This is a genomic window from Mycobacterium sp. 852013-50091_SCH5140682 (genome assembly GCF_001665685.1).
Lineage (GTDB): Bacteria > Actinomycetota > Actinomycetes > Mycobacteriales > Mycobacteriaceae > Mycobacterium.
In genome coordinates, this window is the sequence record NZ_LZTB01000110.1 from 34,777 (window position 1) to 61,491 (window position 26,715).

The 26,715-nt window shown below is 66.5% G+C and carries 27 protein-coding genes and 1 pseudogene; 8 read left to right on the forward strand and 20 right to left on the reverse strand.

Translation table 11 applies throughout. From position 1 onward, the window contains the following. Nucleotides 1–41: 41 nt before the first annotated feature. From A5784_RS28310 to guaB, 8 genes are all read right to left on the reverse strand, one after another. The gene (locus A5784_RS28310; protein WP_156750826.1) at nt 42–1,271 is read right to left on the reverse strand and encodes an aminotransferase class I/II-fold pyridoxal phosphate-dependent enzyme; all 1,230 of its coding nucleotides are present in this window, start codon (nt 1,269–1,271) and stop codon (nt 42–44) included. Further along, nucleotides 1,268–2,197 (reverse strand): prephenate dehydrogenase/arogenate dehydrogenase family protein, encoded by a 930-nt coding sequence (locus tag A5784_RS28315; RefSeq protein ID WP_156750827.1) that lies wholly within the window; start codon nt 2,195–2,197, stop codon nt 1,268–1,270. The genes A5784_RS28310 and A5784_RS28315 overlap by 4 nt, the downstream gene beginning before the upstream one ends. Next, complete coding sequence (gene pabB, locus A5784_RS28320; RefSeq protein WP_064948186.1) at nt 2,194–4,263, reverse strand: aminodeoxychorismate synthase component I; 2,070 nt, start codon at nt 4,261–4,263, stop codon at nt 2,194–2,196. Before pabB ends, A5784_RS28315 begins: the two co-directional genes overlap by 4 nt. Then, the gene (locus A5784_RS28325) at nt 4,263–4,604 is read right to left on the reverse strand and encodes a chorismate mutase family protein (RefSeq protein WP_232006272.1); all 342 of its coding nucleotides are present in this window, start codon (nt 4,602–4,604) and stop codon (nt 4,263–4,265) included. Before A5784_RS28325 ends, pabB begins: the two co-directional genes overlap by 1 nt. A 70-nt stretch (nt 4,605–4,674) precedes the next feature. Further along, nucleotides 4,675–6,051: a phenylacetate--CoA ligase family protein gene (locus tag A5784_RS28330; protein ID WP_064948188.1), complete on the reverse strand. Its 1,377-nt coding sequence runs from the start codon at nt 6,049–6,051 to the stop codon at nt 4,675–4,677. Nucleotides 6,052–6,175: 124 nt separating this feature from the next. Further along, entirely contained in the window at nt 6,176–7,912 is a 1,737-nt protein-coding gene (locus A5784_RS28335) for a GMC oxidoreductase (RefSeq protein ID WP_064948189.1), read from the reverse strand. An 83-nt stretch (nt 7,913–7,995) separates the two neighbouring features. Beyond that, on the reverse strand, nt 7,996–9,123 hold the full coding sequence (locus A5784_RS28340) for a GuaB3 family IMP dehydrogenase-related protein (RefSeq protein ID WP_197514904.1): 1,128 nt from the start codon (nt 9,121–9,123) through the stop codon (nt 7,996–7,998). A 52-nt stretch (nt 9,124–9,175) separates the two neighbouring features. Continuing rightward, nucleotides 9,176–10,717 carry an IMP dehydrogenase gene (guaB, locus tag A5784_RS28345; RefSeq protein ID WP_064948191.1) on the reverse strand — a complete coding sequence of 514 codons (1,542 nt, stop codon included), beginning with the start codon at nt 10,715–10,717 and terminating at the stop codon, nt 9,176–9,178. A 192-nt stretch (nt 10,718–10,909) separates the two neighbouring features. On the opposite strand from guaB, the gene A5784_RS28350 reads away from it, so the two are divergent. Next, on the forward strand, nt 10,910–11,314 hold the full coding sequence (locus A5784_RS28350) for a DUF5319 domain-containing protein (RefSeq protein WP_064948214.1): 405 nt from the start codon (nt 10,910–10,912) through the stop codon (nt 11,312–11,314). Here A5784_RS28350 and A5784_RS28355 read toward each other — a convergent pair. The 3 genes from A5784_RS28355 to A5784_RS28365 form a co-directional block, all read right to left on the reverse strand. Next, nucleotides 11,305–12,522 carry an anti-sigma-D factor RsdA gene (locus tag A5784_RS28355; RefSeq protein WP_064948192.1) on the reverse strand — a complete coding sequence of 406 codons (1,218 nt, stop codon included), beginning with the start codon at nt 12,520–12,522 and terminating at the stop codon, nt 11,305–11,307. The two genes, A5784_RS28350 and A5784_RS28355, sit on opposite strands and share 10 nt — an antisense overlap. Continuing rightward, nucleotides 12,515–13,093 carry a sigma-70 family RNA polymerase sigma factor gene (locus A5784_RS28360; RefSeq protein ID WP_064948193.1) on the reverse strand — a complete coding sequence of 193 codons (579 nt, stop codon included), beginning with the start codon at nt 13,091–13,093 and terminating at the stop codon, nt 12,515–12,517. The genes A5784_RS28355 and A5784_RS28360 overlap by 8 nt, the downstream gene beginning before the upstream one ends. 89 nt (nt 13,094–13,182) lie before the next feature. Then, a complete protein-coding gene (locus A5784_RS28365) occupies nt 13,183–13,992 on the reverse strand; it encodes a hypothetical protein (RefSeq protein WP_064948194.1) in 810 nt (269 codons plus the stop codon). Nucleotides 13,993–14,425: 433 nt separating this feature from the next. Between A5784_RS28365 and A5784_RS28370 the strand changes: the two genes are divergently transcribed. From A5784_RS28370 to A5784_RS28385, 4 genes are all read left to right on the forward strand, one after another. Continuing rightward, a complete protein-coding gene (locus A5784_RS28370; RefSeq protein WP_029367677.1) occupies nt 14,426–14,716 on the forward strand; it encodes a WhiB family transcriptional regulator in 291 nt (96 codons plus the stop codon). 199 nt (nt 14,717–14,915) lie between these two features. Then, the gene (locus A5784_RS28375; protein ID WP_232006273.1) at nt 14,916–16,742 is read left to right on the forward strand and encodes a putative nucleotidyltransferase substrate binding domain-containing protein; all 1,827 of its coding nucleotides are present in this window, start codon (nt 14,916–14,918) and stop codon (nt 16,740–16,742) included. Beyond that, nucleotides 16,735–17,388, forward strand: coding sequence for a 3'-5' exonuclease (locus A5784_RS28380; RefSeq protein WP_064948196.1), 654 nt, complete (start codon nt 16,735–16,737; stop codon nt 17,386–17,388). The genes A5784_RS28375 and A5784_RS28380 overlap by 8 nt, the downstream gene beginning before the upstream one ends. Nucleotides 17,389–17,397: 9 nt before the next feature. Continuing rightward, on the forward strand, nt 17,398–17,832 hold the full coding sequence (locus tag A5784_RS28385; RefSeq protein WP_064948197.1) for an OsmC family protein: 435 nt from the start codon (nt 17,398–17,400) through the stop codon (nt 17,830–17,832). A gap of 6 nt (nt 17,833–17,838) precedes the next feature. On the opposite strand, the gene A5784_RS28390 is transcribed toward A5784_RS28385, so the two are convergent. Both A5784_RS28390 and A5784_RS28395 read right to left on the reverse strand, forming a co-directional pair. Then, nucleotides 17,839–18,636: an enoyl-CoA hydratase gene (locus tag A5784_RS28390; RefSeq protein ID WP_064948198.1), complete on the reverse strand. Its 798-nt coding sequence runs from the start codon at nt 18,634–18,636 to the stop codon at nt 17,839–17,841. Between the two features lie 74 nt (nt 18,637–18,710). Further along, nucleotides 18,711–19,256, reverse strand: a complete 546-nt coding sequence (locus A5784_RS28395; RefSeq protein ID WP_064948199.1) for a TetR/AcrR family transcriptional regulator — start codon at nt 19,254–19,256, stop codon at nt 18,711–18,713. Between the two features lie 122 nt (nt 19,257–19,378). Here A5784_RS28395 and A5784_RS28400 point away from each other — a divergent pair, with 122 nt between their 5' ends. Further along, the gene (locus tag A5784_RS28400) at nt 19,379–19,798 is read left to right on the forward strand and encodes a hypothetical protein (RefSeq protein WP_156750828.1); all 420 of its coding nucleotides are present in this window, start codon (nt 19,379–19,381) and stop codon (nt 19,796–19,798) included. 39 nt (nt 19,799–19,837) lie between these two features. Here the strand turns inward: A5784_RS28400 and A5784_RS28405 are convergent, their stop codons facing one another. The 4 genes from A5784_RS28405 to A5784_RS38530 all read right to left on the reverse strand — a co-directional run bounded on the left by A5784_RS28405 (nt 19,838) and on the right by A5784_RS38530 (nt 22,608). After that, nucleotides 19,838–20,620, reverse strand: a complete 783-nt coding sequence (locus tag A5784_RS28405) for a bestrophin-like domain (RefSeq protein ID WP_064948201.1) — start codon at nt 20,618–20,620, stop codon at nt 19,838–19,840. Nucleotides 20,621–20,643: 23 nt separating this feature from the next. Further along, nucleotides 20,644–21,006: a heme-binding protein gene (locus A5784_RS28410; RefSeq protein WP_064948202.1), complete on the reverse strand. Its 363-nt coding sequence runs from the start codon at nt 21,004–21,006 to the stop codon at nt 20,644–20,646. Between the two features lie 46 nt (nt 21,007–21,052). Further along, nucleotides 21,053–21,352 (reverse strand): hypothetical protein, encoded by a 300-nt coding sequence (locus A5784_RS37860; protein WP_082945126.1) that lies wholly within the window; start codon nt 21,350–21,352, stop codon nt 21,053–21,055. Between the two features lie 950 nt (nt 21,353–22,302). Next, nucleotides 22,303–22,608, reverse strand: coding sequence for a hypothetical protein (locus tag A5784_RS38530; protein WP_156750829.1), 306 nt, complete (start codon nt 22,606–22,608; stop codon nt 22,303–22,305). On the opposite strand from A5784_RS38530, the gene A5784_RS38535 reads away from it, so the two are divergent. Beyond that, a complete protein-coding gene (locus tag A5784_RS38535; RefSeq protein ID WP_156750830.1) occupies nt 22,607–23,281 on the forward strand; it encodes a hypothetical protein in 675 nt (224 codons plus the stop codon). The two genes, A5784_RS38530 and A5784_RS38535, sit on opposite strands and share 2 nt — an antisense overlap. Before the next feature lie 15 nt (nt 23,282–23,296). On the opposite strand, the gene A5784_RS28420 is transcribed toward A5784_RS38535, so the two are convergent. Then, the gene (locus tag A5784_RS28420; RefSeq protein WP_064948204.1) at nt 23,297–24,751 is read right to left on the reverse strand and encodes an FAD-dependent oxidoreductase; all 1,455 of its coding nucleotides are present in this window, start codon (nt 24,749–24,751) and stop codon (nt 23,297–23,299) included. 321 nt (nt 24,752–25,072) lie between these two features. Here A5784_RS28420 and A5784_RS28425 point away from each other — a divergent pair, with 321 nt between their 5' ends. Beyond that, nucleotides 25,073–26,176 (forward strand): DUF2652 domain-containing protein, encoded by a 1,104-nt coding sequence (locus A5784_RS28425; protein WP_197514902.1) that lies wholly within the window; start codon nt 25,073–25,075, stop codon nt 26,174–26,176. Here A5784_RS28425 and A5784_RS28430 read toward each other — a convergent pair. Together A5784_RS28430 and A5784_RS38540 are read right to left on the reverse strand one after the other, a co-directional pair. Then, nucleotides 26,173–26,532 (reverse strand): GNAT family N-acetyltransferase, encoded by a 360-nt coding sequence (locus A5784_RS28430; RefSeq protein ID WP_156750831.1) that lies wholly within the window; start codon nt 26,530–26,532, stop codon nt 26,173–26,175. The genes A5784_RS28425 and A5784_RS28430 overlap by 4 nt on opposite strands. A gap of 95 nt (nt 26,533–26,627) precedes the next feature. Further along, nucleotides 26,628–26,715: pseudogene (locus A5784_RS38540) on the reverse strand (AAA family ATPase); the annotation flags it as partial.

The following is a 26,715-nucleotide window of genomic DNA, read 5'->3' on the forward strand; positions in this document are numbered from 1 at the left end:
CGCTGAAATTCCTTGTCGTCAGGTGGGATTGGGTGTTGGTGTCAGAAGCCGAGGGCGCCGGCGGCCGTCTCGAGGTCCTGCTGTTGGTGCAGGGCGGACACGGCGAAGCGCATCAGCCCGGTCCCCCGCGCGACCGTGGGATAGAACGCGGGTAGGACGAGCACACCAGCCTGCTTCAACCGGCGGGCGGCGGCGAAGGCCGCGTCCTCGGTATCGAACAGCGCGCCGCGCACCGGCGAGTGCAGCCCGGCGTTGATGAGGGTCTGCCCTGTCAGCCGGTCGAACTCGGCGGCGTTGCGCCAGAGCTGCTGTTGCAGCTCCGCCACCTGTCCGTCGACGTGCAACCGGGCGGCGGCGACGTCGGCCGCCAGCATGGGCAGCATGATCGAATGCCCGAACACCAACGGGTTGGCCAACTTTCGCAGCACCACCATGTCGTCGTGGCTGGGCACGACCGCGAAACCTCCGGCGCCACCAAAGGCTTTCGACAGCGAGCCGGCGAGCACGACGTTCTGCGGGAGCGTGCCCCCGAGCGCCTCGAACGCGTATCCCGCGCCGAGCGGGCCTTCGATCGAGACCCCGTGGGCGTCGTCCACATACAGATGGCCACCGACCGGTTCGAGGATGGCCAGCATCGACGCCACGTCGATCAGGCCGCCCATCGAGCCGACGCCGTCGACCAACACGATCGGCGTCCGGCCGGTGGCCGCGACCTCGCGGACCGCGTCGGGAAGCGCTGTGGCATCGGTCATGTCGAAGCGCCGCGTCGGCCCGATCTGCTCGAGCACACCGCGGATCACCTGGATGGATGCGTGAGCCGTCTTCTCGACGAGGAACGCGACGCCTGCGTCGGCAACGGGATAGCTGGGCAGGGCACCGGCGCCGAGCAGCGGCAGCAGACCCAGGTGCACGTTGCCGACCGAGGTGAAGGCGGCCACCTGCGCGCCGCCGTACATGACGGACAGCAGGGCCTCCAGTTCGGCGAGGTAGGGCGGCCGGCCCCGGTTCCGGGACGTGGAGAAGTGCAGCCCGAACCGGCCCATCGCGTCGGTCGCGGCGGCGATCAGATCGGGATGCGACTCCAGACCGAGGTAGGAGCAGGAGACGAATTCCACGGCGTCGCTGCCGTCTTCGAGCCGAACGCGCTTGCCGTCTCGCGCGGTGATGACATGGCCGGTGAGACCTTCCGCGAAGGCCCGATCGAGCGAGTCCGAGGTCTTGCTGACCCGCGAGGCCACCCAATTGGATTGGCGTTCCATGAGTTCCGTCATTTGACTGTCTCCTTTGTGAGGTCGGTGGTGATGGCGCGCAGCGCGTGGGCACTGCGCTCGCGGTAGGCGCCCCGCAGCGGGCCGAGCACCCCGCAGAGCCGGTCGAGCAAATCGCCGAACGCTGCCGTGTCGCCGTCGTCGACGAGATCCGACAGCTGCGCCACCCCGCGCGACAACGCGCGGCGAGCAGCCGGGGCGTAGGGGTTGGCCGCCTGGACGTCCCAATAGACCTCCGGCGCACCTGAGGCGATCCGCGCCAGCAGAGACAGCAGCGCAGTGTGCGGCGGCGGAGCGATCCGGTCGAGATCGGCGATGTCGACGTCCAATTCGGCCAGGGCCGCGCCGAATCCGATCACTGCGGCGTGGGTCAGGGCCTGGGCTGCGGCCGCCAACCGGTCATGTTCGTCGGCGCTCACGGTCACCACCCGGGCGCCCCACTGCTCGATCAGATCGACCAGCGCACGTCCCCGCCTGCCGTCACGGACGACCACCGAGGCGACCGGGTGACCGGCGAAGCCAAGCGACGGCGCGAACATCGGGTTGAGGCTCAACGCCTCCGTCTCCCCGGCGATCATGGCGACCTCGTGCAGCGCGGGGACCACCGTGGACTTCACCGACAGCGTGTCGACGATGAGGGCGTCAGGCCGCAGCGTCCCGACCAACCGACCGATGGCGACCAGTGCCACCGGTTCGGGCACGGACAGCAGGACCACGTCGGCGGTTCGGACGACGTCGGCCACCTCGGCGCCGGGATCGCTGATGTCGCCTCGCACGAAGCGGCCCACATTTTGGGTAGGCGCGGGGACGGCGCGGTCGACGATGACCACGTCGCTACCCGAGTCATGGAGCCGCTCGGCGAACAGCGATCCCACTGCCCCTGAGCCGCCTGCGACGACGACGCGCCCGATGGCCGGTGCGCCGCTCACCGCGGGTTCTCGTGTCCGTGGGCCGCGGCCAGGGCGGTCATCATCGCCCGCGACTTGACCACGGTCTCGTCGAACTCGCCTGCCGGATCGGAGAGGGCGACGATGGCGCCGCCGACACCGAAACTCACCCGGCCGTCGTTGACCACCAAGGTTCGGATCACGATGGACAGGTCGCTCGCACCGGACAGCGAAAACCAGCCGAGCGCACCGGAATACACGCCCCTGGGGCCCTGCTCGAGCCGGTCGATGATCTCCATGGTCCGGACCTTGGGGGCACCGGTCATCGACCCGCCGGGGAACGCGGCGCGGACGCAGTCGACTGCGGTACGGCCCGGGGCGAGGGTGCCGCGGATCGTGGAGACGAGCTGGTGCACCGCGGCATAGGTCTCGACGTCGAACAGCTTGGGCACGTGGACCGATCCCACCGAGCAGACCGTGTTGAGATCGTTGCGGAGCAGGTCCACGATCATCAGGTTCTCGGCGCGGTCCTTCGGGTTGGCGCGCAGTTCCCGCACCATGGCCTCGTCCTCGGTCGCGTCGTCGCCCCTGGGGCGGGTGCCCTTGATCGGCTTCGCCTCGACGGCCCCGTGCAGATCGATCGAGAGGAACCGCTCGGGAGACGCGCTGAGCACGGCCACGTCGCCGAAGTCGAGCAGGGCCCCGAACGGGACGGGGCTCACCCGGCGAAGGTGCGCGAAGGTGGGCAGCACGTCGACCTGCGTGTGGACGGTGACCATGTTGGTCATGCAGATCTCGTAGGATTCACCGGCGTTGATCTCGTCGAAGCACTCGTCGATTCGCTTGAGGTAGGCGGCCCGGTCGTGCCGGAGCTCGACGTTCATGCCGGTGTCGGAATCGGTCATGGCCGGGCCTGACAGCGCCGACGCCGGAGCCGGGTCGACGGGAGCGGCGGGAATCGTCCTCAGCGCCGAAGCGGTCGTCGCGAACCAGGCCTCGGCCTGGGCGGTGTCACCCGAAAGGGACAGCGCCAGAAGATAACTGGTTTGGGTGGCATGATCCACGACGAGGGCCCGATCAGCGAACAACAGGGCGGCGTCGGGTGTATCGGACTGGTGGGCGGCGGCGCCCCCGGTCTCGGCCTTGAGCTCGTAACCCAGATAGCCGACGTAACCGAGGTTGAACTCGAAGGGCAGGCCGTCGGGCGCCGGTACCTCCCGGGCACGCAGTTGTTCATCCAGATAATCGAAGAACTGTTGGCGAACCCGCTCAGTGGTCCCGTCTGCCCGCCCGACGACGACCTCGCGGTCGGCGACGCTGTAGGTCACATGCTCAGCGAGCGGACCGTCGCCGTTGCCCATGATCGAGAAGCGCGACAGCCCGTCGATCACCGAGCTGCTGTCGAGCCAGAAGCCGTGGTTACCGCCGGCGAACAGAGCGCTGTAGGCCGCCAACGCCTCGGGGTGGACATCGAGGTGCTGCACGTGCAGGTCGTAGCGAGGCTGCTCCGGCTCACCGGTCTGTGCGGACACCGAGTGGTCGGCGGCAAGCGCGAAGAAGTTGGCCAACAACTCGTGGCCGTAGCTGCTGCTGATCGACTCGGGGTGAAACTGCAAGCCCCACAGCGGAAGCCGGCGGTGGCGTACGCCCATCACGACGCCGTCCTCGGTCCACGCCAGCTCCTCGAGCTCGTCGGGAAGCGAGGTAACCGCCAGCGAGTGGTAGCGCACGACCTCGAACGGCGAGGGTATGCCCGCGAAGAGGTCGACGCCTGTGTGCCGAACCGCCGAGATGCGCCCGTGCATCGGTTCAGGTGCGTTGACGACCGCCCCGCCGAAGAGGTGGCAGAGGCCCTGGTGGCCGAGGCAGACACCGAGCACCGGTAGACCGCTGTCGAGGATCACGCGGGCACTCACACCGAAGTCGCGGTCACGGTCGGGCCTGCCGGGGCCCGGCGAGATCACGGCGGCATCGAATTCGTCGAATCGGAGGTCCGCCCAAGGGGTGTCGTTGCGGACGACGGTCGGCGGCTGCCCGCTCACCTCGCCGATCAATTGGTAGAGGTTGTAGGTGAATGAGTCGTAGTTGTCGACGAGCAGGACGCGCATCAGGCGGCGCTCCCGTCGATGCCTGCGCCGATGATCAGATCCTCGATGCGGCAGGTCTCCCCGATGATCAGATCGTAGAGCTGCTTCATGAAGGTCACATCCAGATCGTTGGCCTCGGCGAAGCGGGCGGCCCGCTGCTGCACAACACCGATGCGGTGGGGTTGCATCATCGGCACGCCGTGCTCGCGCTTGTAGTGGGCGATGCTGCGGCACACCGCAATACGTGCGCCGAGTGCGCTGAGAAACTGCGCGTCGATCCGATCGAGGTCGGCGCGCAGCGTCTCAAGGGCGCCCTGGTCCGTTTTCCGCCTGGCTGCTCCCAGGTCTGCCATGTCTCTCATAACTTGATCTCCTGTTCCCGGCGATGTCTTCTCGGAGCGCACCGGAGGTCCCGGGCGCCAAGGGCTTTCGTCAAATCCCGGCCTGGTAGAGCACAGGCACCTTTCCGCGCTGCGAGCGCGCGAACTGGCCGATGTCGGCTCGCCGCACCTCGAAATCGAGGCATCGGGGGCTCACGATGACCTCGTGGATCTCGTGGGCGCCGTGTAGAGCGGTCCGCACCGCGTCAGTCGTGATGCCGTCCGGCGTCGCCGCCGACAACAGCAGGAGCACCCGGTATTTGTGGCCTTCCCACAACACCTGAAGCTGGCAGTCGGTTGAGTTCGACACACCCAGGGTTGCGAGCGCTGTCACGAGGTGGTCACTGGAGAACGTGATGGTGTCGACGGTCATCGAGGACGGCATGCGGCCGAGGAGCAGCACCGTTCGGACAGCACTCCCGCACGCACACCCGCCCGTCAACAGCCGGCCCCTGTCTCCGAGCCGATAGCGGAAGAGCGCCATCCCGGAGGTCGTCAACGGTGTGACGACGAGTTCGCCGGGTGTTCCGGCGGGCACCGATCGTCCGGTCTCGTCGACAACCTCCAGCACGACGGCGTCCTCGTGGAGGTGGTGTACGGCGCCCGACTGGTGGCGGCACTGGTATCCCACCGGGCCGGTCTCGGACGTCGAGTAGGCCAGCGACCGCACGACGAGATCCGGTGCGGCAGAACGCACGACGCGCTCCCGCTCGGCTCCCAGCGATTCACCGATGAAAAGGAAGTTCCGCAGCGGCAGCCGATGCCCGGCCAGCAGCTCCGCTCCGTACGCGGGTGACGCCACCAGTGTGTCGATCCCGTGTGCGTCGATGACTGCTGCGGCGTCGGCAGCCGCGGTGTACTCGCCCATCGCGAAGGACAGCGCAGGCAGCGACCGCGCGATGTCCTGGACGAACAGGAACGCACCGTTCAGGTCCCCGGGGAACAGGCAGTTCGCGATCCGGTTCGGCGTGGTCGCCAACGCTGCGCGTACGCCGCGAGCGCCCAGATGCTGGACCCGGTCGGTGAAATCCCATGAGTGATAGAGGATTTTGGGTCGACTTGCCGTGCCGCTCGATCGCAGCACGAGCCCGGGACTCTGGTCGAAGAGGAGGTCGGCCGAATGTGGCGGGCACCCCGCGGCCAGGTCCCCGGCGGAGAGGAGGGGCAGTGCCTCGAGATCGTCGGCCGTCTCGACGGCCGCTAGACCGGGGAATCGCCGCCACACGTTGACGGACTGGCGCGCGGCCGCAACGGTGGCACGCAGATTGCGCTGTTGCGCGGCGTCGATCTCGTCGCGCGTGAGCGAGTCGAGGTTGTGGGCGAGACGGATACCTGCCACGTCGCGCAACCGCGGCTTGCGGGCGCGGTCGCCCGCCGTCGCGGCGCGGACTTGCGGGATCGACGCCGTGTCGGGGTGGTACGTGGTCATGACTCAAATGGTCGTGATCACGCCCTGTTCGCGTAATCGCCGGCGCTACCAGATTCCACCTGACGATGGGACAGGTTTTCCTAGCCGCCGGGTAAGCACCGGGTGGGGCTGCGTCGCCCCGGAACTACCCGCCCGTGTTGACCGGCTCGATCGGCAACCGCCGTAACGCACCTGGGGCCTCGGCAGGCACCACGGGATGCGACGGTGCGATCGGATCGAGCCGCTGGTAGGGCTCGCCCTGGGCCGGCCGGGTGTCTTCCTCGCCCTTGTTCGGCCACAGCGATGCCGCCCGCTCGGCCTGCGCGGTGATCGAAAGCGACGGATTCACACCGAGATTCGCTGAGATCGCGGCACCGTCGGCGACGTGGAGGGTCGGGTAGTTGTACACCCGCTGATACGGATCGATCACACCGTGTTCGGCGTCCGCACCGATCGCGGCGCCGCCGAGGAAGTGCGCGGTCAACGGAATGTTGAACAGTTCTCCCCAGGTGCCGCCCGCGATGCCGCCGACCTTCTCCGCCATCCGCCGGGTGAACTCGTTGCCCACCGGGATCCACGTCGGGTTCGGTTCGCCGTGGCCCTGTTTGGACGTCAGCACCCGCCTGCCGCCCGGGCCGCGTTTGGTGAAGGTGGTGATCGAATTGTCCAGATGCTGCATCACCAGGGCGATGACCGTCCGCTCACTCCACCGTGCCGGATTCAGCAGCCGAATCAGCAGCCCCGGACGCTCACGGCTCTGGTCGAGGAACTGCCGCCAGCGCGGCACATCGGTGCCGCCGGGGCCGGTGCCGTCGGTCATCAGCGTCTGCAGAAGGCCCATCGCGTTGGAGCCCTTGCCGTAGCGCACGGGTTCGACGTGGGTGTCGGCGGTCGGGTGCACCGACGACGTGATGGCCACGCCATGGGTGAGGTCCAGATCCGGTGACACCGTGAGGGTTTGGGCCCCGACGATCGACTCGGAGTTGGTGCGGGTCAACACGCCGAGTTTGGCCGACAACCGGCTCAGTTTGCCGGTGTCGCGCATCTTGAACAGCAGCTTCTGCGTGTTGTACGTGCCCGCCGCCAGAATGAGGTGCGTCGCGGTGAAGGTCTTGCGGTCCCGGCGCAGCTTGCTGCCGGTCTTGACCGTGGTGACCTCCCACAGACCGTCGCCACGCTGCTCGAACCCGGTGACCGTCGTCATCGGATGCACCCGCGCGCCTGCCGATTCCGCGAGGCCGAGGTAGTTCTTGACCAACGTGTTCTTGGCACCGTGGCGGCAGCCCGTCATACATTCGCCGCATTCCAGGCAGCCGGTGCGGGCCGGCCCGGCGCCCCCGAAGAACGGGTCGGGCACTGTCTTGCCGGGAGTCTTCTCGCCGTCGAGCCCGAAGAACACACCGACCGGGGTGGAGACGAAGGTGTCCCCGCAGCCCATGTCGTCGGCGACCTCTTTGACGATGCGGTCGGCATCGGTGAAGGTCGGGTTCTTCACCACACCGAGCATGCGCTGGGCCTGCTCGTAGTGCGGCATGAGCTCGGCACGCCAGTCGGTGATGTCTTTCCACTGCGGGTCGTTGAAGAACGGGGCCGGCGGCACGTACAGCGTGTTGGCGTAGTTCAGCGATCCGCCGCCGACACCCGCACCGGCCAGGATCATCACGTTGCGCAGCAGGTGTATGCGCTGGATGCCGTACATGCCGAGTTGCGGCGCCCAGAGGAACTTACGCAGGTCCCACGAGGTCTTGGCGAAGTCGGCGTCGCTGAACCGCCTGCCGGCCTCCAGGACACCGACGCGGTAACCCTTTTCGGTCAGCCGCAGCGCACTGACGCTGCCGCCGAACCCGGAACCGATAACCAAGACGTCGTAGTCAGGCTTCATCCGAACAGTATGGACCTACCCATAGGTAACGAGCTAGACAGGAGGGCCTAACTTGTAAAGAAGCGCCTTTCGCCGAGAGCGAATCAGGACCCGACGGTCAAGCCGACCTTCTGGAACTCCTTGAGGTCGCAATACCCGGCCTTGGCCATAGCCCGGCGCAGACCGCCGACCAGGTTCAACGAACCGAACGGATCGTCGGACGGGCCGTTGAGCACGGTCTGCAGCGACGGTCGCTCCCCCATCGCGATCTGCAGCAGCGCACCGCGCGGCAGCGACGGGTGCGCAGCAGCCGCCGGCCAGAACCAGCCTCCGCCGAGCGCCTCGGCCGCCGAGGACAGCGGGGTGCCCAGCACCACGGCGTCGGCGCCGCAGGCGATCGCCTTGGCCAGGTCGCCCGAGGTGTGGATGTCGCCGTCGGCCAGCACGTGCACGTAGCGGCCGCCGGTCTCGTCGAGGTACTCGCGGCGGGCTGCGGCGGCGTCGGCGATGGCCGTGGCCATCGGCACGCTGATACCCAGCACCTCGTCGCTCGTGGTGACGCCGCGCGTCGAGCCGTAGCCGACGATGACACCGGCCGCTCCGGTCCGCATCAGGTGCAGGGCGGTGCGGTGGTCCAGCACGCCGCCTGCCACCACCGGCACGTCGAGCTCGGAGATGAACTTCTTGAGGTTGAGCGGCTCGCCGTCCTGCGCGACCCGCTCGGCGGAGATGATGGTGCCCTGGATGACCAACAGGTCGATGCCAGCTGCCACCAGGGCCGGCGTCAGCGCCTGGGCGTTCTGCGGGCTGACCCGCACCGCGGTCGTCACTCCGGCTTCCCGGATGCGCGCCACCGACTGGCCGAGCAGGTCGGGGTCCAGCGGTGCGGCGTGCAGCTGCTGCAGCAGTCGGATCGCGGCCGAAGGCTCAGGCTCTTTCGCGGCAGCCTCGACTACCTGCGCGATCTTCTCCTCGACGTCGGCGTGCCTGCCGATCAGGCCTTCGCCGTTGAGCACTCCGAGCCCGCCGAGGCGCCCGAGTTCGATCGCGAATTCCACCGACACCAGCGCATCGGTGGGGTGGGCGACCACGGGGATCTCGAACCGGTAGGCGTCGAGCTGCCACGCCGTAGACACGTCTTTCGACGACCGGGTGCGCCGTGACGGCACGATGTTGATGTCGTCGAGTTCATAGGTTCGGCGGGCGGTTCTGCCCATGCCGATTTCGACCATGTCACGCATGACGAGCCTCTCTTGTGCGTGTGCTTCGGCGCTCGAGCGCCCGTCAGCGGGTGTAGTAGTTCGGTGCTTCGACGGTCATGGTGATGTCGTGCGGGTGGCTCTCCTTGAGCCCCGCCGCAGTGATCTGCACGAACTGTGCCTGCTGCAGCTGCTCGATGGTCGCGGACCCGGTGTAGCCCATGGCCGCCCGCAGACCGCCGGTGAGCTGATGGATGACAGTCGAGAGCGGCCCGCGGAACGGTACCCGGCCCTCGATGCCCTCGGGCACCAGCTTGTCCTCGGAGAGCACGTCGTCCTGGAAGTAGCGGTCCTTGGAGTAGCTCTTGGCCGCACCCCGGCCCTGCATGGCTCCCAGCGAGCCCATGCCGCGGTAGCTCTTGAACTGCTTGCCGTTGACGAAGATCAAGTCGCCGGGCGACTCGGCGGTGCCCGCCAGCAGCGAGCCCAGCATCGCCGTCGATGCACCGGCCGCCAGCGCCTTGGCGATGTCACCGGAGTACTGCAACCCGCCGTCGGCGATCACCGGCACTCCGAACGGCTTGCACGCCGCGACGGCTTCCAGGATCGCGGTGATCTGCGGGGCACCCACACCGGCCACCACGCGGGTGGTGCAGATCGACCCGGGTCCGACGCCGACCTTGACCGCATCGGCGCCGGCCTCCACGAGCGCGGCCGCGGCGGCCCGGGTGGCGACGTTGCCGCCGACCACCTCGACGCGGTCCCCGACGGCAGTCTTGAGCCGGTACACCATGTCCAGCACGCCCCGGTTGTGCGCGTGGGCAGTGTCGACGATCAGCACGTCGACGCCGGCCTCGACGAGCGTCATCGCCCGGGTCCAGGCGTCCTCACCCACACCGACGGCCGCACCGACCAGCAGCCGGCCGTCGCTGTCCTTGGTGGCCAGCGGGAACTGTTCGGTCTTGACGAAGTCCTTGACGGTGATCAGCCCGGTGAGCTTGCCCTGTCCGTCGACGATGGGCAGCTTCTCGATCTTGTGCCGGCGCAGCAGGCCGAGCGCCGCCTCCGCGGAGACTCCCTCACGCGCGGTGATCAGCGGGGCCTTGGTCATCACCTCGGAGACCGGCTTGTTCTGGTCGACCTCGAACCGCATGTCGCGGTTGGTGATGATGCCGACGAGGGCCCCGTCGGAGTCGACCACCGGCAAACCCGAGATCCGGAATCGCGCGCACATCGCGTCGACCTCGGCCAGGGTGTTGTCCGGCGAGCACGTGACGGGGTCGGTCACCATGCCGGCTTCGGACCGCTTCACGGTCTCCACCTGGCCGGCCTGCTCGGCGACGGGCAGGTTGCGGTGCAGCACGCCCATACCCCCGGCGCGGGCCATCGCGATGGCCATCCGCGATTCGGTGACGGTGTCCATGGCCGAGCTGACCAGCGGCACCTTGAGCCGGATCTTGCGCGTGACCTGGCTGGACGTGTCCGCGGTTGCGGGCACGACGTCCGAGGCGGCGGGCAGCAGCAGCACGTCGTCGAACGTCAGGCCGAGCATGGCGATCTTGGTGGGATCGTCGCCGCCGGTCGGCACCGGTACGGCAATGGGAACGCTGCTTTCAGCGATCGACATGGGCGGGCCTCCAGATAACAGGCGGTCGCAGAGCTTTATCCCTAATCCTATCGGCTCGCCAGGCGGGCTCGGCGCCACCGCCGCTATGGCGGCCGACTCGCGATGTGCATTGACTGCCCGGCCGCCGCGTCGCACGTCGCAGCACCTTGCGCGGCTGGCGCGATACCTGTGCTGCTGCGTAGTGTGGATCTCGTGCGTGACCACCTACCACCTGGTTTGCCACCCGACCCCTTCGCCGACGATCCGTCTGATCCGTCGGCAGCGCTTGATGCCATCGAGCCGGGCCAGCCTCTGGACCCCCAGGAGCGCACCGCCGTCGAGGCCGACTTGGCAGACCTGGCGGTGTACGAGGCGTTGCTGGCGCACAAAGGTATCCGCGGCCTCGTGGTGTCGTGCGACGAATGCCAGCAGGACCACTACCACGACTGGGACATGCTGCGCGCCAACCTGCTGCAGCTGCTCGTCGACGGCACGGTCCGCCCGCACGAGCCGGCCTACGATCCCGAGCCCGACGCCTACGTGACCTGGGATTACTGCCGCGGTTATGCCGACGCCTCGCTCAACGAAGCGACGTCGGAATCCGACGGCTACCGCTGACCGCCGCCTCCCAGTCCCAACCCGGGTAGCCCGGGTATTTCGATGACCGTGGTGACCGGCAGCTGAGGGACGGCTGCGCGCCCGGGTGGTGTGCCTGAACCCTGTTGCTGCTGTGGCGGCGCGTCCTCACCGTGCTGCGCGGGCCCTTCACCACCACCTGTCGCTCCGCCGCGTGCCGGGACGGTCACCGTGGGCTCGGCCGCAGGGGGAACACTCACCGTCGGCATGGTCGTGGTCTGGGTGTGCGTCGGTGACGGCACCACCGACGAGGGCACCGTCGACACCGCCGAGGACGGCGTCACTTCCGCGCGTGGACCGGGCGACGACGGGGCCGCGGTAGTGGTCGCCGGGTTCGGCGACGACGGCGAGGTCTCGGTCGACGCCGACGGAGCGGGCCCGCCCGATGCCGGGGACGACGACGGCAATGCCGAGGTGTCGGACGGCGGCGTGGTGTCCGACGGGGCCGGGCTGGTGCCCGTCGGCGCCGAGGTGGACGGAGCCGACGTCGACGGCGTGCTCGTCGGCGCCGAGGTGTCGGACGCACTCGGGGAGCTCGACGGGCTGCTCTGCGTCGCAGGCACCTCCGGCAGCACGATCGGCGGCGCGTTCGGCGGTACCGTCGCATTCGGGTCGCGGTTCTCGACCTTGACCGACAACTGCTGTAGCTGATCGACCAGCTGCTGTTTGCGCTGGGTGTCGTCGACGGTCGCCACCGTGGTGGTCACGGTGCTCAGCTTCTCCTGAGCGGCCTGCCACTGCCCCTGGTCGATGAGCTGCTGAACCTGCGCGAGTTCGGCCGAGGCCAGTTCGACGTTGACGTCGCGGGTCGGCCGTTCGCCGAACAGCGTGGTGCGCATGCCGTAGAGGGCGTCACCGGGCCCGGCGCCGTACACCGCCGCGCCGAACCCACCCAGGCACAGCACCGCGGCCGCCACCGAGCCGACCAACGCCAGCGGCAGTCGAGGCCGCCTGCCCCTGGTGCCGCTGTCGAGGGCAGCGATCGCGTCGCGCGTCGTCACGACACCGGACGTGGGTCGCCGCGCCTCATCGCGCCAGCCGGCGAGGAGCTGGGCCAGCTCAGCTTCTGCAGGGTCGGTTGCGTACACCTGGCGGTCCAGCGAGAGCGACTCGATGAACCGATCGGTGCGGTTGATCTCGTTGAGTGAGGGATCGCCACCATTGGACGTCCAGCGGCCGAAGTCAGGCATAGTCACGTCCCGTCGCCATGACTTCCGACTTCAGCCGGTTCAGCGCCCGGTGCTGGGCCACGCGAACCGCGCCGGGGGTGCTGCCGACGGCCTCGGCGGTCTCTTCGGCGCTCATGCCGACGACGACCCGCAGGATGAGGATTTCGCGCTGTTTCTCCGGCAGCACCGACAGCAGCTTGGCCATCCGTGCCGAGGACTCGGAATCGAGGGCGGACTGCTCAGGGCCCGCGTCCAGCGAGTAGCGCTCCGGCACCACATCGGTCGGTTCAGCCCGGTTCCGGGCCGCCGCGCGATGCGCGTCAGCAACTTTGTGCGCGGCGATGCCATACACGAAGGCCAGGAACGGTCGTCCCTGATCCTTGTAACGCGGCAGCGCCGTAATGGCGGCCAAGCACACCTCCTGCGCAACGTCATCCGCTGAAAGACCACTTCGCTCGGTCGTGCCGACCCGCGCCCGGACGTAGCGAACGATGATCGGCCGGATGATCTCCAGGACCTCCTGGAGCGCATTCCGATCGCCGGCCACAGCCTCAGCAACGACAGCGTCGAGACGGTCTCCCGAACTTGTCATCGTGGGCGGTATCTCCAGCGTTACTTGGCACCAACACTCGCAGGCGCTTGGTTGAGCTAAACAATAACGATCGGCGCGGAGCGACCGGTTCAGTCGCCGGACCAGACCCCGCCTCTGCGACGCACTGTATCGGCGCTGACGTCGCGGATCGCGCCGACGTGCGCGGGTGAGTGGGCCGCGCTGCCGATGTCGGCCAGCAGACAGGCTAGCGCCCACTGCAGCGGGACGAGGCCGAGCTTGTCGGTGGCCGCCAGTGCCGTGTCTGCGACGACGCGGGCCCGATCGGGCTGACCTGCACTACACAGTGCGGCCGCCAGCACCACATCGGACTTCACCGCGTGACGCGCTGACGGGTACGCGGTGGCGCGCTCGACACCGCGTTCGGCATGCGCGACCGCAGCGGCCCCGTCACCGCGCATCATCGCCAGCTCCGCACTGACCCATGCCAGGCGAACCCCGATGCGTCCTCCGTGCTCGCAGACCACCGCACTGGCCCGCTCCAGCAGCCGAGCCGACAACGCGAACCGGCCGACTCCGAGCGCGTCGGCTGCCAGGCCGATCAAGGCGTCGGCTGGGGCCTCCGGGTCGGTGGCATCGGCTCCCCCACTGTGCGCCCAGGCCTGGCCGTCGGCCCCGCGGGCGCTGTTGTGACCGCCGAGTTGGCGCAAGAACGATGCCCGGGTGCTCAGCGTAAGAGACAGCAACGGCCCGGAGGCCTGGCTGCGCTCGATCTCAGACAGCTCGGCCAGAGCGCACGCGTAGCGCCCCTGGCCGCCCGCGGCGACCGCGCGCAACCATCGGTCGCGCGGTGTCGCCGCACTCGGCAGCGGCCAGCGGCCGGGGTCGTCGCCGAACGCGGCGTTCGCCAGCACGGTTGCTGCCTCAGTGGTGGTGCTCATCGGTTTGCGACGCTATCAACGTCACGCAAATGCCGGGTCCACGGGAACCCGATACCGCAAGGCACGGATAAAAGATATTGCCGAATCCGCATTCGTTAACAATTGATGCCTGCGACGTTAATAGGACATCAACTGGTCCATCGCCACGATCAATGCCTGCCGTTGCCACAGCCGCTCCGAACAGCGGAAACCTCGTCGGCTCGGCTACTGCTTAACGCGGCTCCCGTGACGGACACATCGCAATGATGAACGTGATGTAAATTCTCGACCTGCGGATATGTCATTGAGCACACGCTCAGGCTATTGACGCGAATTAATGAGCGCCCCTAGTTTGTGTGCACGAGTAGTCATCGGCGACATGTGCTCAGTTCGGTACCACCAACTCACGCACGCTCACGTAATCGGAATGGGCGCGCAGAGAGGGGCTTCCTCCATGCCACAGCCGCAGCAGCTACCCGGACCCAATGCGGACATCTGGGATTGGCAGATGCAAGGACTTTGCCGGGGCGTCGATTCCTCGGTGTTCTTCCATCCCGATGGGGAACGCGGACGGGCCCGCGCCCAGCGCGAGTTGCGCGCCAAGGAAATGTGCCGCAGTTGCCCCGTGATCACGCAGTGCCGTTCGCATGCGCTGGCCGTCGCCGAGCCTTACGGCATCTGGGGCGGGCTCAGCGAATCCGAGCGCGAACTGTTACTGAAGCGCGGCGTCCGCCGAACCGCCTGACTTCAGCAAACGAAAAGGGCCCTCATTCCGCACGGGAGTGAGGGCCTTTTGCTGCGCGTGGCAGACGAATATCACTGTCACAGCTCAGAACCGACGCTGCCGGCCGGGCTCTGAGGTCTACTGTGACGCAGTGCTTCGCCGACCAACTGGGCATCCCAACGCGACAGGAGGGTAGACCATCAAGGACATCGCCGACTTTCTGGCTGCCCACGATCCTTACGACCGCCTCGACGCGAAGGATGTAAACCGGCTGGCCGCCACTGTCGAAGTCGAGTACTTCGCCGCGGGGACAACCATCGTCCAAGCCGAATCCGACACGCTGCAGCGACTTTTCGTCGTGCGCACGGGCAGCGTCGAGGTAACCGACCGCGGACACGTCGTCGACGTCCTCGGTCCCGGCGACACCTTCGGCCACATCTCGGTGTTCTCCGGTCAGCCACCGCCACTCACGGTGCGCGCCGCCGAGGACACGCTCTGCTATCTGCTCGACGATCCCCGCGATGTCCTCGAACACCCCGAGCGACTGTCCTTCTCGTACTACGGCGATCAGATCGCCCGCGCCCGGTTGATCTCATCCGGTGGAACCTTCAGTCAGCTCGAGCGGCCCATCGGCGAAGTCATGCACGCCATCACCTGGTGTGAGCCCTCGGAATCCATTCGTGACGTCGCACGGCGGATGACCGACGACCACCGGTCGTGCGCCGTGTTCCAGCGCGGTGAGGACATCGGCATCGTCACCGACGACGACTTCCGCCGCCGGGTGGTCACCGGTGAGATCGGCATCGACGCCCCCGTCGACACGATCGCCTCGCTGCCCGCCATCGTGATGTCAGCCGACCGCACCGTGGGCGCCGGATATCTGCTGATGTACGAACGCGGCATTCACCATCTCGTCGTCGTCGACGGCGCCAGCGGCCGCCCGGTCGGCATCGCCCGCGTGGTCGACATGGTGGCAGGCGAAGTCCGCCATCCCCTGGTGATCCGCACGGAAACGGGCGCGGCGACCAACCTCACCCAATTGCGCGACGCCGCAGCCATGCTCACTCCCACCATGCTCGAACTGTGGGACACCGGAGTGCCCGCCGATCACTTCGGATCCCTGCTGGCGGCGATGATCGAAGCGATCGTCGCCAAGGCCATCGAGCTCACCGCCACCGCACCGCCACTGCCCGACCTGGACTGCGCCTGGATGCTGCTCGGGTCGGTCGGCCGGCGCGAACCGCTGCCCAACTCCGACGTCGACAGCGCCCTGGCGTGGGTCACCCGATCACCCGACGACGCCGAGCCCGACAGGGCGATCGTCAGCGCCGCAACCGAACCGGTGATGGAAGCCCTGGAAAGCTGTGGTTTGCGCACATGTCCGCAGGGGCTCAACGCGTCCTTCCCGTTGTTCAACCGGTCGGTGTCCGGGTGGCGGGCGGCGGCAGAACGCTGGCGCCAGAATCCGGGCAACGTCGGCGAACTGCTGTTGGCCGCAACCATGCTCGACGCGCGGCCGATCACCCGTCCCATCCTGACCCGACCCATGCGCACGGCCCTGATCTCAGGCGTGGGGCGCGCGCAATTCACGCGCGCCCTGACCCGACTGTCCATCGCCAGCCGGCCGCCACGGGGATTCGTGCGCGGATTCGTCGCCGACCACTTCGGCGAACACAAGAACCGTCTCAACATCAAGAAGGCCGGTATGCGCCCCATCGTGACCATGGCCCAGGCGCTGGCCTTGCAGACCGGGGACCTGAGCGGCTCCACCACCGACCGTCTCGACCGGGCGCGCCGAGCAGGTCTGCTCAATGCCGACGACGCCCAATCGCTCAAGACCGCCTTCACGCTGTGCTACCAGCTGTCGGTCGATACCCAGATGCGAGCATTGCGTGACGGCAAGCCCATCGAACCGACGGTGGCCCCGTCCGATTTGGACAGCCTGGAGTTGCGTCACTTGCGCGACGCGTTCCGGGTCATCGCCGCCGTGCAGGATAAGGTGGCCGGCCGCTGGCCGTACGCACTCGGCGACATCGGCCATGCGTAACCCGCTGTCGCGCAAGAAGTTCGGAAATGACCGCGGCCGTACGCGGTCGTGGCGCGATGACGAACTGTGGGTGGTCGACCTGGAGACCACCGGGCTGAACCTGCGCAGTGACAAGATCATCTCCTACGGCGCCATCCCGATCCAGCACGGACGCATCGTGATGGCTCGCGCCACCTACGGCCTGGTGCACATCGCCGAAGCCGTTCCGGCGCCCTCGGCCCGCATCCACGGCATCCGCACCCAGGACCTCGCCGCGGCACCACCCATCAAAGATGCCGTCGCAGAACTGGACACGCTCATCGGCGACCGCCCGATCATCGCCCATTGCGCCGTCATCGAACGGACGCTGCTGCGCCGCGCCTACCGCGGCTGCGGCCGCCGTCTCACCAATCGGTTCATCGACACCGCTCCGCTGGCCTCACGTGCCCTTCGAGTTCCGATCACGGAGGGCGCCATCTCCCTCGAATATGCGGCCACCAAGATCGGCGTCCCCGTCCACACGCCGCATCACGCGTTGGGTGACGCCGTCACCACCGCCAACCTGTTCCTGGCGCTCGCCAGTCGCTTGGAGCAGCAGCTCGGCACGACGCCGCTGAGCACGGCCGCACTCATTGAGACCTCCACCAACCAGAAGAAACCGACGTAAGGAGCTTTCATGGCGACGACCGATGTGACCGTGACCGAAACCGGCCCGGGGACCTACACGCAGGAGATCACCGTCGGAAACCACCGGCTCGTCGCCGACGAACCGCAACCGGTCGGCGACGACGCCGGCCCCAACCCCTACGACTTCGTCCTCGCCGGGCTCGGCGCGTGCACGTCGATGACCGTGCGGATGTACGCCAACCGCAAGGGCTGGCCACTGGAACGCGTCCGCGTGACGCTGCGGCATTCCCGGATCCACGCCAAAGACTGCGCCGACTGTGAGACGAAAATGGGGATGCTCGATCAGATCGACCGCGAGATCGAGTTGATCGGCGACCTCGACGACGACCAGCGACAGCGGCTGATGGCCATCGCCGAACGCTGCCCGGTACACCAGACCCTGACCTCGGAGGTCCACATCACCACAACCGCTGTGACGCCCTGAGCGGTCTCAGCACCCCTTTGTCGGCGCCTGCCGCCAGCTGGCCGGGCGCTTTTCGATGAAGGCCGCAACCCCCTCGAGGGCACTGGGATCCATCATGTTGCATGCCATGGTCTTCCCGGCGTCCGCATAGGCCGCCTCGATGCCGACTTCAATCTGGCGGTAGAACAAGGCCTTTCCCATCGCAACCGCGACTGCGGGCTTCGCGACGATGCTCGCGATCAGCGCCTCGACCTCGTTGTCGAGCGCGTCGGCAGGCACCACCCGGTTCACGAGCCCCAACGCGTGAGCCTGCTCGGCGGAGATGAATTCGCCGGTGACCAGCATCTCGAAGGCCGCTTTGCGCGGTATGTTGCGTGACAGTGCGACTCCCGGTGTCGCGCAGAACAATCCGACGTTGACGCCGCTGACCGCGAAGCGCGCGTCGTCGCTCGCCACCGCCAGATCGCACATCGCAACCAACTGGCATCCCGCGGCGGTCGCGATGCCGTGCACCCGCGCGATCACCGGTACCGGCAACCGCTGGATCGAGAGCATCACCGCGGTGCATTGGTTGAACAGCTGTTGGTAGTAGTCGAGCGATGGCTCGGCCCGCATCTCCTTGAGGTCATGGCCGGCGCAGAACGCCTTGCCTGCCGCCGCGAGAATCACGGCGCGCACGGTCTCGTCTTTGGCAAGCGCATCCATCGTTTCGCTCAACGCCGCGAGCATCGCTTCGGACAGCGCGTTGAAAGCGTGCGGCCGGTTCAGTGTCAGGGTCACCACTCCGCGGTCATCGCGGTCGTGCAGCAGCAACGGTGCGTCCATGCCTTCGGGACGCTAGCACCAGCAGCCCGCCGATGCGCCTCGCATCGTCGATCGACAGTGCAGGACGGCCACGCTCAGGCCCGAACGGCGGGCCAGAAGAGACTGAACAGCCGCTCTTCCCAACCATCTTGGATCGTCCCGGTCCGGGCATGCTCGGCGATATAGGCACCAACCACACCGTCTATCAGCTCTTCGGTATCGATGTCGGCCCGCATCGAGCCGTCAGCTTTGGACGTATCGATCACCTCCGCCAACTTGGCCCGTTGATCGACGAGGATCTGCCGAAACAACACAGTGAACTCTGGGTCGGCGTCAGTCAGAAGCGCCGCCATGCCGCCGAGCCCGATACCGTTATCGACCGCATCGGTCGCGTTGCGGATGAGCCACCGCAGACGGTCGGGCGCTTCTGCCCGAGGATCCAAGGGCGTCGGCGATGCCACACGTGACAGAGCGGTTGACAACATATCCCGCCGGTTGGGATGCCGTCGGTAGATCGTGGTCTTCGCAATGCCTGAGTGCGCTGCGACCGCTTCGACAGTGACGGCACGGGGCCCTCCCGTTCGCAACAGATTCAGAGTCGATTCCGCAATTCCGTCCTCGACACGGCGTTGCTGGGTCATCTCGCTCCCCGATCTTGGCGACGGAATATTACTGCGACTTGAGACGCTACAGTAGGCGTAGCGCTACGATACGCGTAGCGTAGTGGCAGACCATCGGGAGAACCGAGAAGGAAAGGATGACCATGACAACCGGGCGAATTTCTGCGTCTTATCTGGCGTACGTACTACTACTTCTGGCGTTTGTCTCACTGGGGACACTGGTCGCGGCCTTGGCCGTGGGCAGCGACCTGGCCGCAGTCGCGGGTATCGCGTTGGCGGCGTGCCTGATTGGCAGCGTGGCTGGATTTCGCGCCGGAGCTCGCGATCTCAGCAGGGCCGGGATGACCGACACCCCCGACAGCGCGGTGAGCATGTTCTCGAAACCGCTGCAGACCGCCGAGATCGACCGGTACTTCGAGACATACCGCAGTCGGCGCGACAACATCGCCTTGCAGAGTGGCAATGGCTTAACCGTCGTCCCCGGCGGCAGATCGACAGAACACGACGGCGAGCGGGTAGCAGTGCCGGGAGGCTCCGAACCGTCACATCGACTGTCCGCATAGTCGGCACCGGCTGGCCCTCCGGCATCGCCGGGCCAGGCCTTACGTGCCCGCGTCGACCCCGTCGAAGACCTGCACGACGTAGTCGAATGACGCCGGGGTGACGCCGAGTTCACGCCCGAACGGATGATCGAGCGAGAAGATCAAGAACAGGAGCAGGCCCAGCAGTATGGCAATCGCGCTCGACAGAAGCATGTGATTGAGCGGGTTGCTCAGCTTGGTGAAGCCGATCAACGCGATAAGCAGAACGCCGCCGAACAGCAGCCCGCTCCACAGCAGCCCCGGAATCCGGGGCTTGGCATCGAGGATCCTGGTATTACGTTGGGAGGTCAGCACATTGAGCTGCTGGCGCATTTCGGCATTGATCGGATTCGCCGAGGCCAGTTGCTGCTGACCGAGCATCCGGTACATGTCGGTGATCGCGGTCCGCGCCGTGGCACTGGGTGCGCCATTCCCCCGACTGCCCCACTCGGACTTCACCGCGGCGGTGTAATCCCGCAGCAATTCACGCATGGGGGCCTGCTCGGGTGCCGGCAGGCTGACCGTCTGCCGGTACATCGTTGCCAGGGTCGACGATTCATTGGTGACATTCGCCTCTGCCGAGGAAAACTGCTCCCAGGCGACGACGACGGTGAAACCCAGCAACGCCCCGTAAACAAGCGCAACGGTCGTCAGAAACGGCGACAGGGACCCGGTGTGCTCTTTGGAATCAGGTCGGTATGTCGTCTTGTTGGTCACCCAGACACTGGAGACCGCCAAGTAGACCGATGTGGAGAGCACCGCAGACAGGAACAGCCATAACCCGGTCAGGCTCAATCCGCCCATTGCTCACGCACCGCTGGGGCGGGTCAAGGCGTCGGCGGCAACCCGCAGCGATCGCGGAAGTCGACCGAGGGCTGCCGGATCCGCTGAAGATCGTCACGGACCATGGGATTGGCATCCAGGTAGCTCTGTACCTTGTCCCGGATCTGGTCCTTGGGCTGGCCCTTGAGGCCGGTGAAGAAATCGTTGACGTCGGGGTGCTCGGTCAGATAGTTGGACGTGTCGAAGGTGACACCGGACATGACGCGGGCCATTTCGGCGGCCGTGCACGGCGGCGGCACCGGCGGATCTGCAACGGCAGATGCCGCGCCGACCAGCGCCGTACCGGCCACGGCGCCGGCAGCGATGGCGGCACCCAGTGCGCGATATGTCAGACGGGTGGGCAACATGTTTGGCTCCTTCAATCAGGTGGTCGGCACTTCACGAAGCAGGTCCTCAACGTGGGCCGATGCCACCCCCGCCAGGACCTCCGGGGCCACCGGGACGTCCCGGGTTCCAGACGATTCCAAGATCCCAGTCGTTGCCGCAGTACCAGTCGTATTCACACGGATAGGGAACGACCGGTGTGGCAGCTACGGGTCCGCCATCCGCACCACGCACGTCCCCCTGAGCGCAGACGGTGGCATAGCCCGAACTCGTGCAGTCAGCCTTGGCAGCGGGTGCCCCCGTGACGAACCCGACCGGAACCATCGCCATGGCTACTCCGAAAACCAGGTAGCGCTGTGTAATTCGCACGCCGCTTCCCCCTTTCTGCAGTCAGGAGGGGCCAGACGACCCGAATACACTGAGGCTATACGCCGTTTTCGGCGCGTAGATACAAAATCGACGCAAACGTAAAACCGGTATGGCAATAGTGTTTCTCAACGCAAACGAAATCGGCGTAGAACACGGGCACGAGAACACCTCCGCCCATGCGGCCGTCGCACCTGCCGGTTCGCCGGCACCCGCGCGGTTATCGGTAGAGCGTGAAAGTGGAAGTATCCGGCCCGTCGACGGCCGACCAGTCGACGGCACCGCGCAGGACGCCATACCCCATTTGTGCGCTACCTGGCAGTGAAAACCATTCGGTTGCAACACATCTCGTGTCTTCTACCCGATTTGGTGAGCTCCCGGGCCTCAGTTCTGACGGACCCGCAAATTTTCAGCCGAGCCAAAAATTTTAGCGCCTGTTGACAAAAATCAAGCGCCGGCTGCATATTAAGGTGCTGTTAGTTAAGTCACACTCGATCCTCGCTATCAGCAGCTAACACCAATGCTCGTTGCGGGGTGACGGACATGATCGTTACGCATAGTCGCCGAATCGTCGTTGTGTCTTCGATGACAGTCGTGCTCCTGACGGGCGCCATGAGCGGTGCCATCGCCTCCGCGGACCTCCAGCCCGACTCCACCTCAGGTGCCACTCAGGCAGACTCCAGCGGTTCGGGCCACGACGCCGTTGTCACCGCAGACCGCAAGGTCACGAGCACGGCGTTTTCGGCCGCAGGCGCCGACAAACCCAGCTCAACACTCTCCGCGCAGACCAACACATCCGCTCAAACGGCGGACAACACAACCACCACTGCGGCGACCACCAAAGATCCGACGGCCCCAACAAGCGCCGACCCCACCGCCACGACCACGACTGTGTCCGGCACGGGCCCCAACAAACCCAGCTCAACACTCTCCGCGCAGACCAACACATCCGCTCAAACGGCAGACAACACCATCACGACCACGACGGTGTCCGGCATCAGCCCCGACAAACCCAGCTCAGCATTCTCGACGGAGGCAACCACATCCACATCATCAGCCTCATCAGATACCTCCGGCCAACCTGCAGCGCACGCGACAAACGTCACCGATGGGGCGCAGGCCGTGCCCGCCGAGACCCTGACCGTTCCAGTCTCGATTCCGGCCAACCAGCCGTCGATATCCTCGACGCCGGTCACCGCGACGTCTCTCCTCGACACTGGCGCCACCACGGCGACCACTGAAGCCGCTACATCGGCCATGACACCGGCACCCCAGTACGCCATCGCCTATTTCATCCGGACATTGGCGGTAGCCACCGATCTCGTCCAGGCCATCATCCAGCTACCAGCAGATATCTCCGCCACGCTCGGCATCGTGTGGGCCGCACCAGGTGCCTGGGTCGCAGCGGGTAGCTCGGTCGCACCCGGCGTCGAGATTCGCCACGTGCTCGTGTCCGCTCCAGACGGTGGGCTCCTGACCCTGATCGCGCCCACGCGCCCGCCGGAGGCTGGTTTGTCAAGCGACGCCGGCCCCTCCCCGACGGCCGGTTACCGTGCAGAGGTGGACCCGGGGATCATGCTGTTGGCCTCGATGCAGCCGCAGTCGCCTGCAGCGGCGCTCGCCCAGGCGATCCATCCACATCACTCGGCACGGGGTCTGATCGCCGACGCGGTCACCGCCGTTGCGGTGTCGATATGGGCACTGCTGTACTCGGCATTGTCGGGTCTGGGCGGAATGCTGTCCTTCGGCGCACTCGGCGTGCGGATCGGTTATCGACAGTCCAGCGCCGGAATCGCTTTGCACAGTCCAGAATTGGCGCGTTTCGCGCGACCCGGGCCTATCGGTGTCGTTCGTACCGGTTCATTGGTTTCGGTTCACATCCGCAATTGCGCTGCCGACCGCACGACGCGGCACCTCCGACGCGTCGCCTAAGAACACCCCGCCGCATCAGAAGTTCAAACCGGAGAACATGACCCGCCCTGGGTCATATTTCTGCCGGACGGCGGCCAGCCGAGAGAGATTGGCGCCGAAATACCGCGACGCGGGCTGATTAGCTTCGAGATAGTTCACGTAACCGCCGACCGAATACGGTGCCACCGCTTGGTGAGCGGTGCTGAGCCAGTTGGTTGCTGCTGCGGGCGAACCGGAGGTCTCCACATACCACTGGACCAGAGCCGACTGCCGCCGCCACGGGAAAGCGGTGTCCCCTGGCCCCACAGTGGCCAGCGCACCGTCGAGCGCATGCATGATCACCAACGGCCGACCGGCGCCCGAGGGAAAGGCATTGAACGCCGCGGCGATCCCCTGAGCCGCGGCCGGCGTGATCGATGGGAAGACGTCGGATCCTCCGACGTAGCCCAGCGGTGAGGGGTTGAGATTGTTGACGGCCAGATACTGCACCAGGTCCAGGTAATTGAACGTGTGTTTCTCCACCGACATCGGTTGCAGTCCCACCGCTTTGGAGACAGCGGCCGCCGCGGCTTCGCCGGAGCCGGCCGAACTGGTCGCGAGGATGCGGCAGTGCGCGCCACCCGGATCGGTGATGGTGTCGGCCAGTGCCCAACTGCTGCGGTCGGCCGTACGCAGCCAGTTCTGCCACCCGACCAGAACCTGCGCGAACGACTCCAACGGGAAATGAAGGCCCACGGCATCCACATCGCTGGTGGGGAACGTGGCGAAGGTCAGCGCCGTCGTCACGCCGAAATTGCCGCCACCCCCACCCTTGAGCGCCCAGAACAAATCCGGATGCTCATTGGCCGACGCGACGACACCCGTACCGCCGGGCAATACCACCGTCGCCGACACCAACTGATCACACATCAGGCCCGCGTGCCGCGACTGCGCGCCCAGCCCGCCTCCCAGGGCGTGCCCGGCCGCGCCGACTGTCGGGCAGGTGCCCGTCGGGATCCCCCGACCATTGGCGGCCAGAGCCTGGTGGATGGTGTACAGACCGGTCGCCGGCGTCACCGTGACATGCCCGGTCGCGGCGTCGTAATTGACGCCGCCGGGAAGTTGCCGCAGGTCCAGGATCATGGCGCCGGTCGCCGTCGACGCGCCCACGTAGGAGTGTCCGCCGCCGCGCGGGGCGACCTTGACGTTGTGGGCCGCAGCGAAGGCCATCGCCTGTTGCACCTCGGCCGCCGAGGTCGGGGTCACGACCGCGGCCGGTGCGAAGTCGTTGAAGTTGGTGTTGAAAACTGCCTTGGCTGAGGCGAATTGCCCGTTGTCGGGCAGTATCACTTTGTCACCGATGGCAGCTGACAGGTCTCCCCAGCCGGAGGCTGCCGGCTGCGCACCGGCCGGGTTCGATCCGAACACCGCCCCGGTGGCCAACGCTCCGACGGCACCCCGCAGGAATGTCTGACGCGAGATCCCACGCGGTGACTCCCGCGGTACCGTCATGCCCGAATTGTGGGTCACCCGGCTTCAAAACCAGCTCCGCCGCAGCATGTGTCGCGGTATCAGTCCGATAACCGATTCGCCTCCAACGGGATACGCGTAGTGGCGGGAGTCGTGTCACGACCGCGGTCTCGGTGGTCATTGATCGCAGCCAGCTGGCCTTCGCCTCTGGGCTGAACCGATGGAACGGCTTACGATGACGTGGCGAGATAGAGATTGCGCCAAATGTGTCGTCGCCCGTTGAGCTGGCCGCAGCTTCGCGATTCGGGGGAATCGAGGCCGACCATGCAGACCGAGTATCGAACTCGTGAGGGCTATCTGCTGTTGGCCGACATATCCGGCTACACGAATTTCTTGACCCATACGGAGCTCGAGCACGCCCAGGCGATCGTCAGCGAGCTGACCGTGCTCGTCCGCGATCGCCTTGTCCCGCCAATGCGATTCGTCAAAGTCGAGGGCGACGCCGTTTTCTGTTACGCAGACAGCACCGTCTATCGAGACGGCGAAAGCCTTCTCCAGTTGCTTGAGGTCTGTTATTTCGAGTTCGCCAATCGCCTGACGAACATGGCGCGCAATACAACCTGCCCCTGCGCTGCATGCGCGGCGATCGACGCGCTCGACTTGAAGTTCATCTGTCATTACGGGACGTTTGTCATCGACACCAACACCGGCGGAGTCGACCTGGCCGGCGCAGATGTCATTCTGGTCCACCGTCTGCTGAAGAATACCGTCTGCCAAACGACGGGCGTCAAAGCGTATGTCCTACTGACCGACGCTTGCCTGCAGCATCTGCCCAGTGGTCTGGACCTGCTACCCCACGAGGAACACTGCGAATCCTTCGACATCACCACGGGCGGGGTGCACGACCTCAAGCCTGTCCTCGAGGCGATGCGAGACACCCGCCGGCACTACATCGGCCCCGACGACGCCGACTATGTGTTCACCGTCGAGGTGCCGATATCTCCGGTCGTCGCGTGGAATTACTGGCTGGACCCGATCGAACGCCAGCGGTGGTTGTGTCGGCACTTCAGCAAGAAGCCGGACCGGGCGACGCGCAATGCCCAGGGGCGCATCGGACCGGGCGCTGCGATGCACTGCGACCACGGGCCGGCCGCGTGGCGATGGGAGTTCCTCGACTGGCGCCCCTTCTCCAGTGTCACCCAAAAGGCCACCGCATCACGATTCGGGCCGCTGGTAGGACTTCGAAACCAGTTGGCCACCTTCGATTTTGCGCCAACTCCGCAGGGAGGCACCCAGGTGGTGCAGCGGATCCGGCTGGAGAACCGTGGGAAACTGTCGCTACTCGCGTACCGCATCCAGCATCCGGTTGTCGCTGCCTACTGGCGCAAGTCACAACGAAACTTGCTCCGCGTCATCGCCCAAGACATGGCGAATCAGCAGGAGTCTGGAACACCTGAGTGCAGCTAGGTCGGCACCCGCCACATTGCATAGATGGCAGGAGAGTCTGCGACCGTGAGTTCACGCACCGTACGGAAACCGTGGCGCTCGTACAGCCGCCGATTGTCAGGGGACGACGCCTCGAGATATGCCGGTACTCCATTACGATCAGCTTGGGTGAGCGCAGCCGCTAACAGGTCGCCGCCAATACCTTGGCCTTGAGCCGCAGGCTCAACACCCATGAACGCCAGGTACCAGCATGTGTCGGTCGGGTGGTGGTCATCGAGCAACTGCATCAGTTGGGCCATTCGTTCCGAGGCTGCGTCGTCGCCCGCACTGTCGATGAGTTCCTTGACGAACGCTTCGGCCTCGTCGTCGGGAACCAATTGCTTACCGGGCGGGAGCCACAACGCCGCACCGGCCCCCTTGTCGGCTCCGGTTCAATCCTGAGCAGCCTGCTCCGGTTGAAAAATGAGCAGGTTTACGGGGTTGAGTCTGCCTGACGATCGGCTTCCACGGAGGGCAGTGTGTCGATCGCGGTGTGTTTGATGCGGTAGCTGGCGCCTTTG

What these genes read in the sequence shown, in the direction of transcription:
- A5784_RS28420 (WP_064948204.1), bottom strand. Translation starts at nt 24,751, where the DNA reads ATGACGGTACCGCGGGAGTCACCGCGTGGGATCTCGCGTCAGACATTC.
- A5784_RS28400 (WP_156750828.1), top strand. Translation starts at nt 19,379, where the DNA reads ATGACAACCGGGCGAATTTCTGCGTCTTATCTGGCGTACGTACTACTA.
- A5784_RS28335 (WP_064948189.1), bottom strand. Translation starts at nt 7,912, where the DNA reads ATGAAGCCTGACTACGACGTCTTGGTTATCGGTTCCGGGTTCGGCGGC.
- A5784_RS28380 (WP_064948196.1), top strand. Translation starts at nt 16,735, where the DNA reads ATGCGTAACCCGCTGTCGCGCAAGAAGTTCGGAAATGACCGCGGCCGT.
- A5784_RS28355 (WP_064948192.1), bottom strand. Translation starts at nt 12,522, where the DNA reads ATGCCTGACTTCGGCCGCTGGACGTCCAATGGTGGCGATCCCTCACTC.
- A5784_RS28365 (WP_064948194.1), bottom strand. Translation starts at nt 13,992, where the DNA reads ATGAGCACCACCACTGAGGCAGCAACCGTGCTGGCGAACGCCGCGTTC.
- pabB (WP_064948186.1), bottom strand. Translation starts at nt 4,263, where the DNA reads ATGCGCGTCCTGCTCGTCGACAACTACGACTCATTCACCTACAACCTC.
- A5784_RS28360 (WP_064948193.1), bottom strand. Translation starts at nt 13,093, where the DNA reads ATGACAAGTTCGGGAGACCGTCTCGACGCTGTCGTTGCTGAGGCTGTG.
- A5784_RS28390 (WP_064948198.1), bottom strand. Translation starts at nt 18,636, where the DNA reads ATGGACGCACCGTTGCTGCTGCACGACCGCGATGACCGCGGAGTGGTG.
- A5784_RS28310 (WP_156750826.1), bottom strand. Translation starts at nt 1,271, where the DNA reads ATGACGGAACTCATGGAACGCCAATCCAATTGGGTGGCCTCGCGGGTC.
- guaB (WP_064948191.1), bottom strand. Translation starts at nt 10,717, where the DNA reads ATGTCGATCGCTGAAAGCAGCGTTCCCATTGCCGTACCGGTGCCGACC.
- A5784_RS28330 (WP_064948188.1), bottom strand. Translation starts at nt 6,051, where the DNA reads ATGACCACGTACCACCCCGACACGGCGTCGATCCCGCAAGTCCGCGCC.
- A5784_RS28410 (WP_064948202.1), bottom strand. Translation starts at nt 21,006, where the DNA reads ATGTTGCCCACCCGTCTGACATATCGCGCACTGGGTGCCGCCATCGCT.
- A5784_RS38535 (WP_156750830.1), top strand. Translation starts at nt 22,607, where the DNA reads ATGACACCGGCACCCCAGTACGCCATCGCCTATTTCATCCGGACATTG.
- A5784_RS28395 (WP_064948199.1), bottom strand. Translation starts at nt 19,256, where the DNA reads ATGACCCAGCAACGCCGTGTCGAGGACGGAATTGCGGAATCGACTCTG.
- A5784_RS28325 (WP_232006272.1), bottom strand. Translation starts at nt 4,604, where the DNA reads ATGAGAGACATGGCAGACCTGGGAGCAGCCAGGCGGAAAACGGACCAG.
- A5784_RS28340 (WP_197514904.1), bottom strand. Translation starts at nt 9,123, where the DNA reads ATGGTCGAAATCGGCATGGGCAGAACCGCCCGCCGAACCTATGAACTC.
- A5784_RS38530 (WP_156750829.1), bottom strand. Translation starts at nt 22,608, where the DNA reads ATGGCCGATGTAGCGGCTTCAGTGGTCGCCGTGGTGGCGCCAGTGTCG.
- A5784_RS28385 (WP_064948197.1), top strand. Translation starts at nt 17,398, where the DNA reads ATGGCGACGACCGATGTGACCGTGACCGAAACCGGCCCGGGGACCTAC.
- A5784_RS28405 (WP_064948201.1), bottom strand. Translation starts at nt 20,620, where the DNA reads ATGGGCGGATTGAGCCTGACCGGGTTATGGCTGTTCCTGTCTGCGGTG.
- A5784_RS28370 (WP_029367677.1), top strand. Translation starts at nt 14,426, where the DNA reads ATGCCACAGCCGCAGCAGCTACCCGGACCCAATGCGGACATCTGGGAT.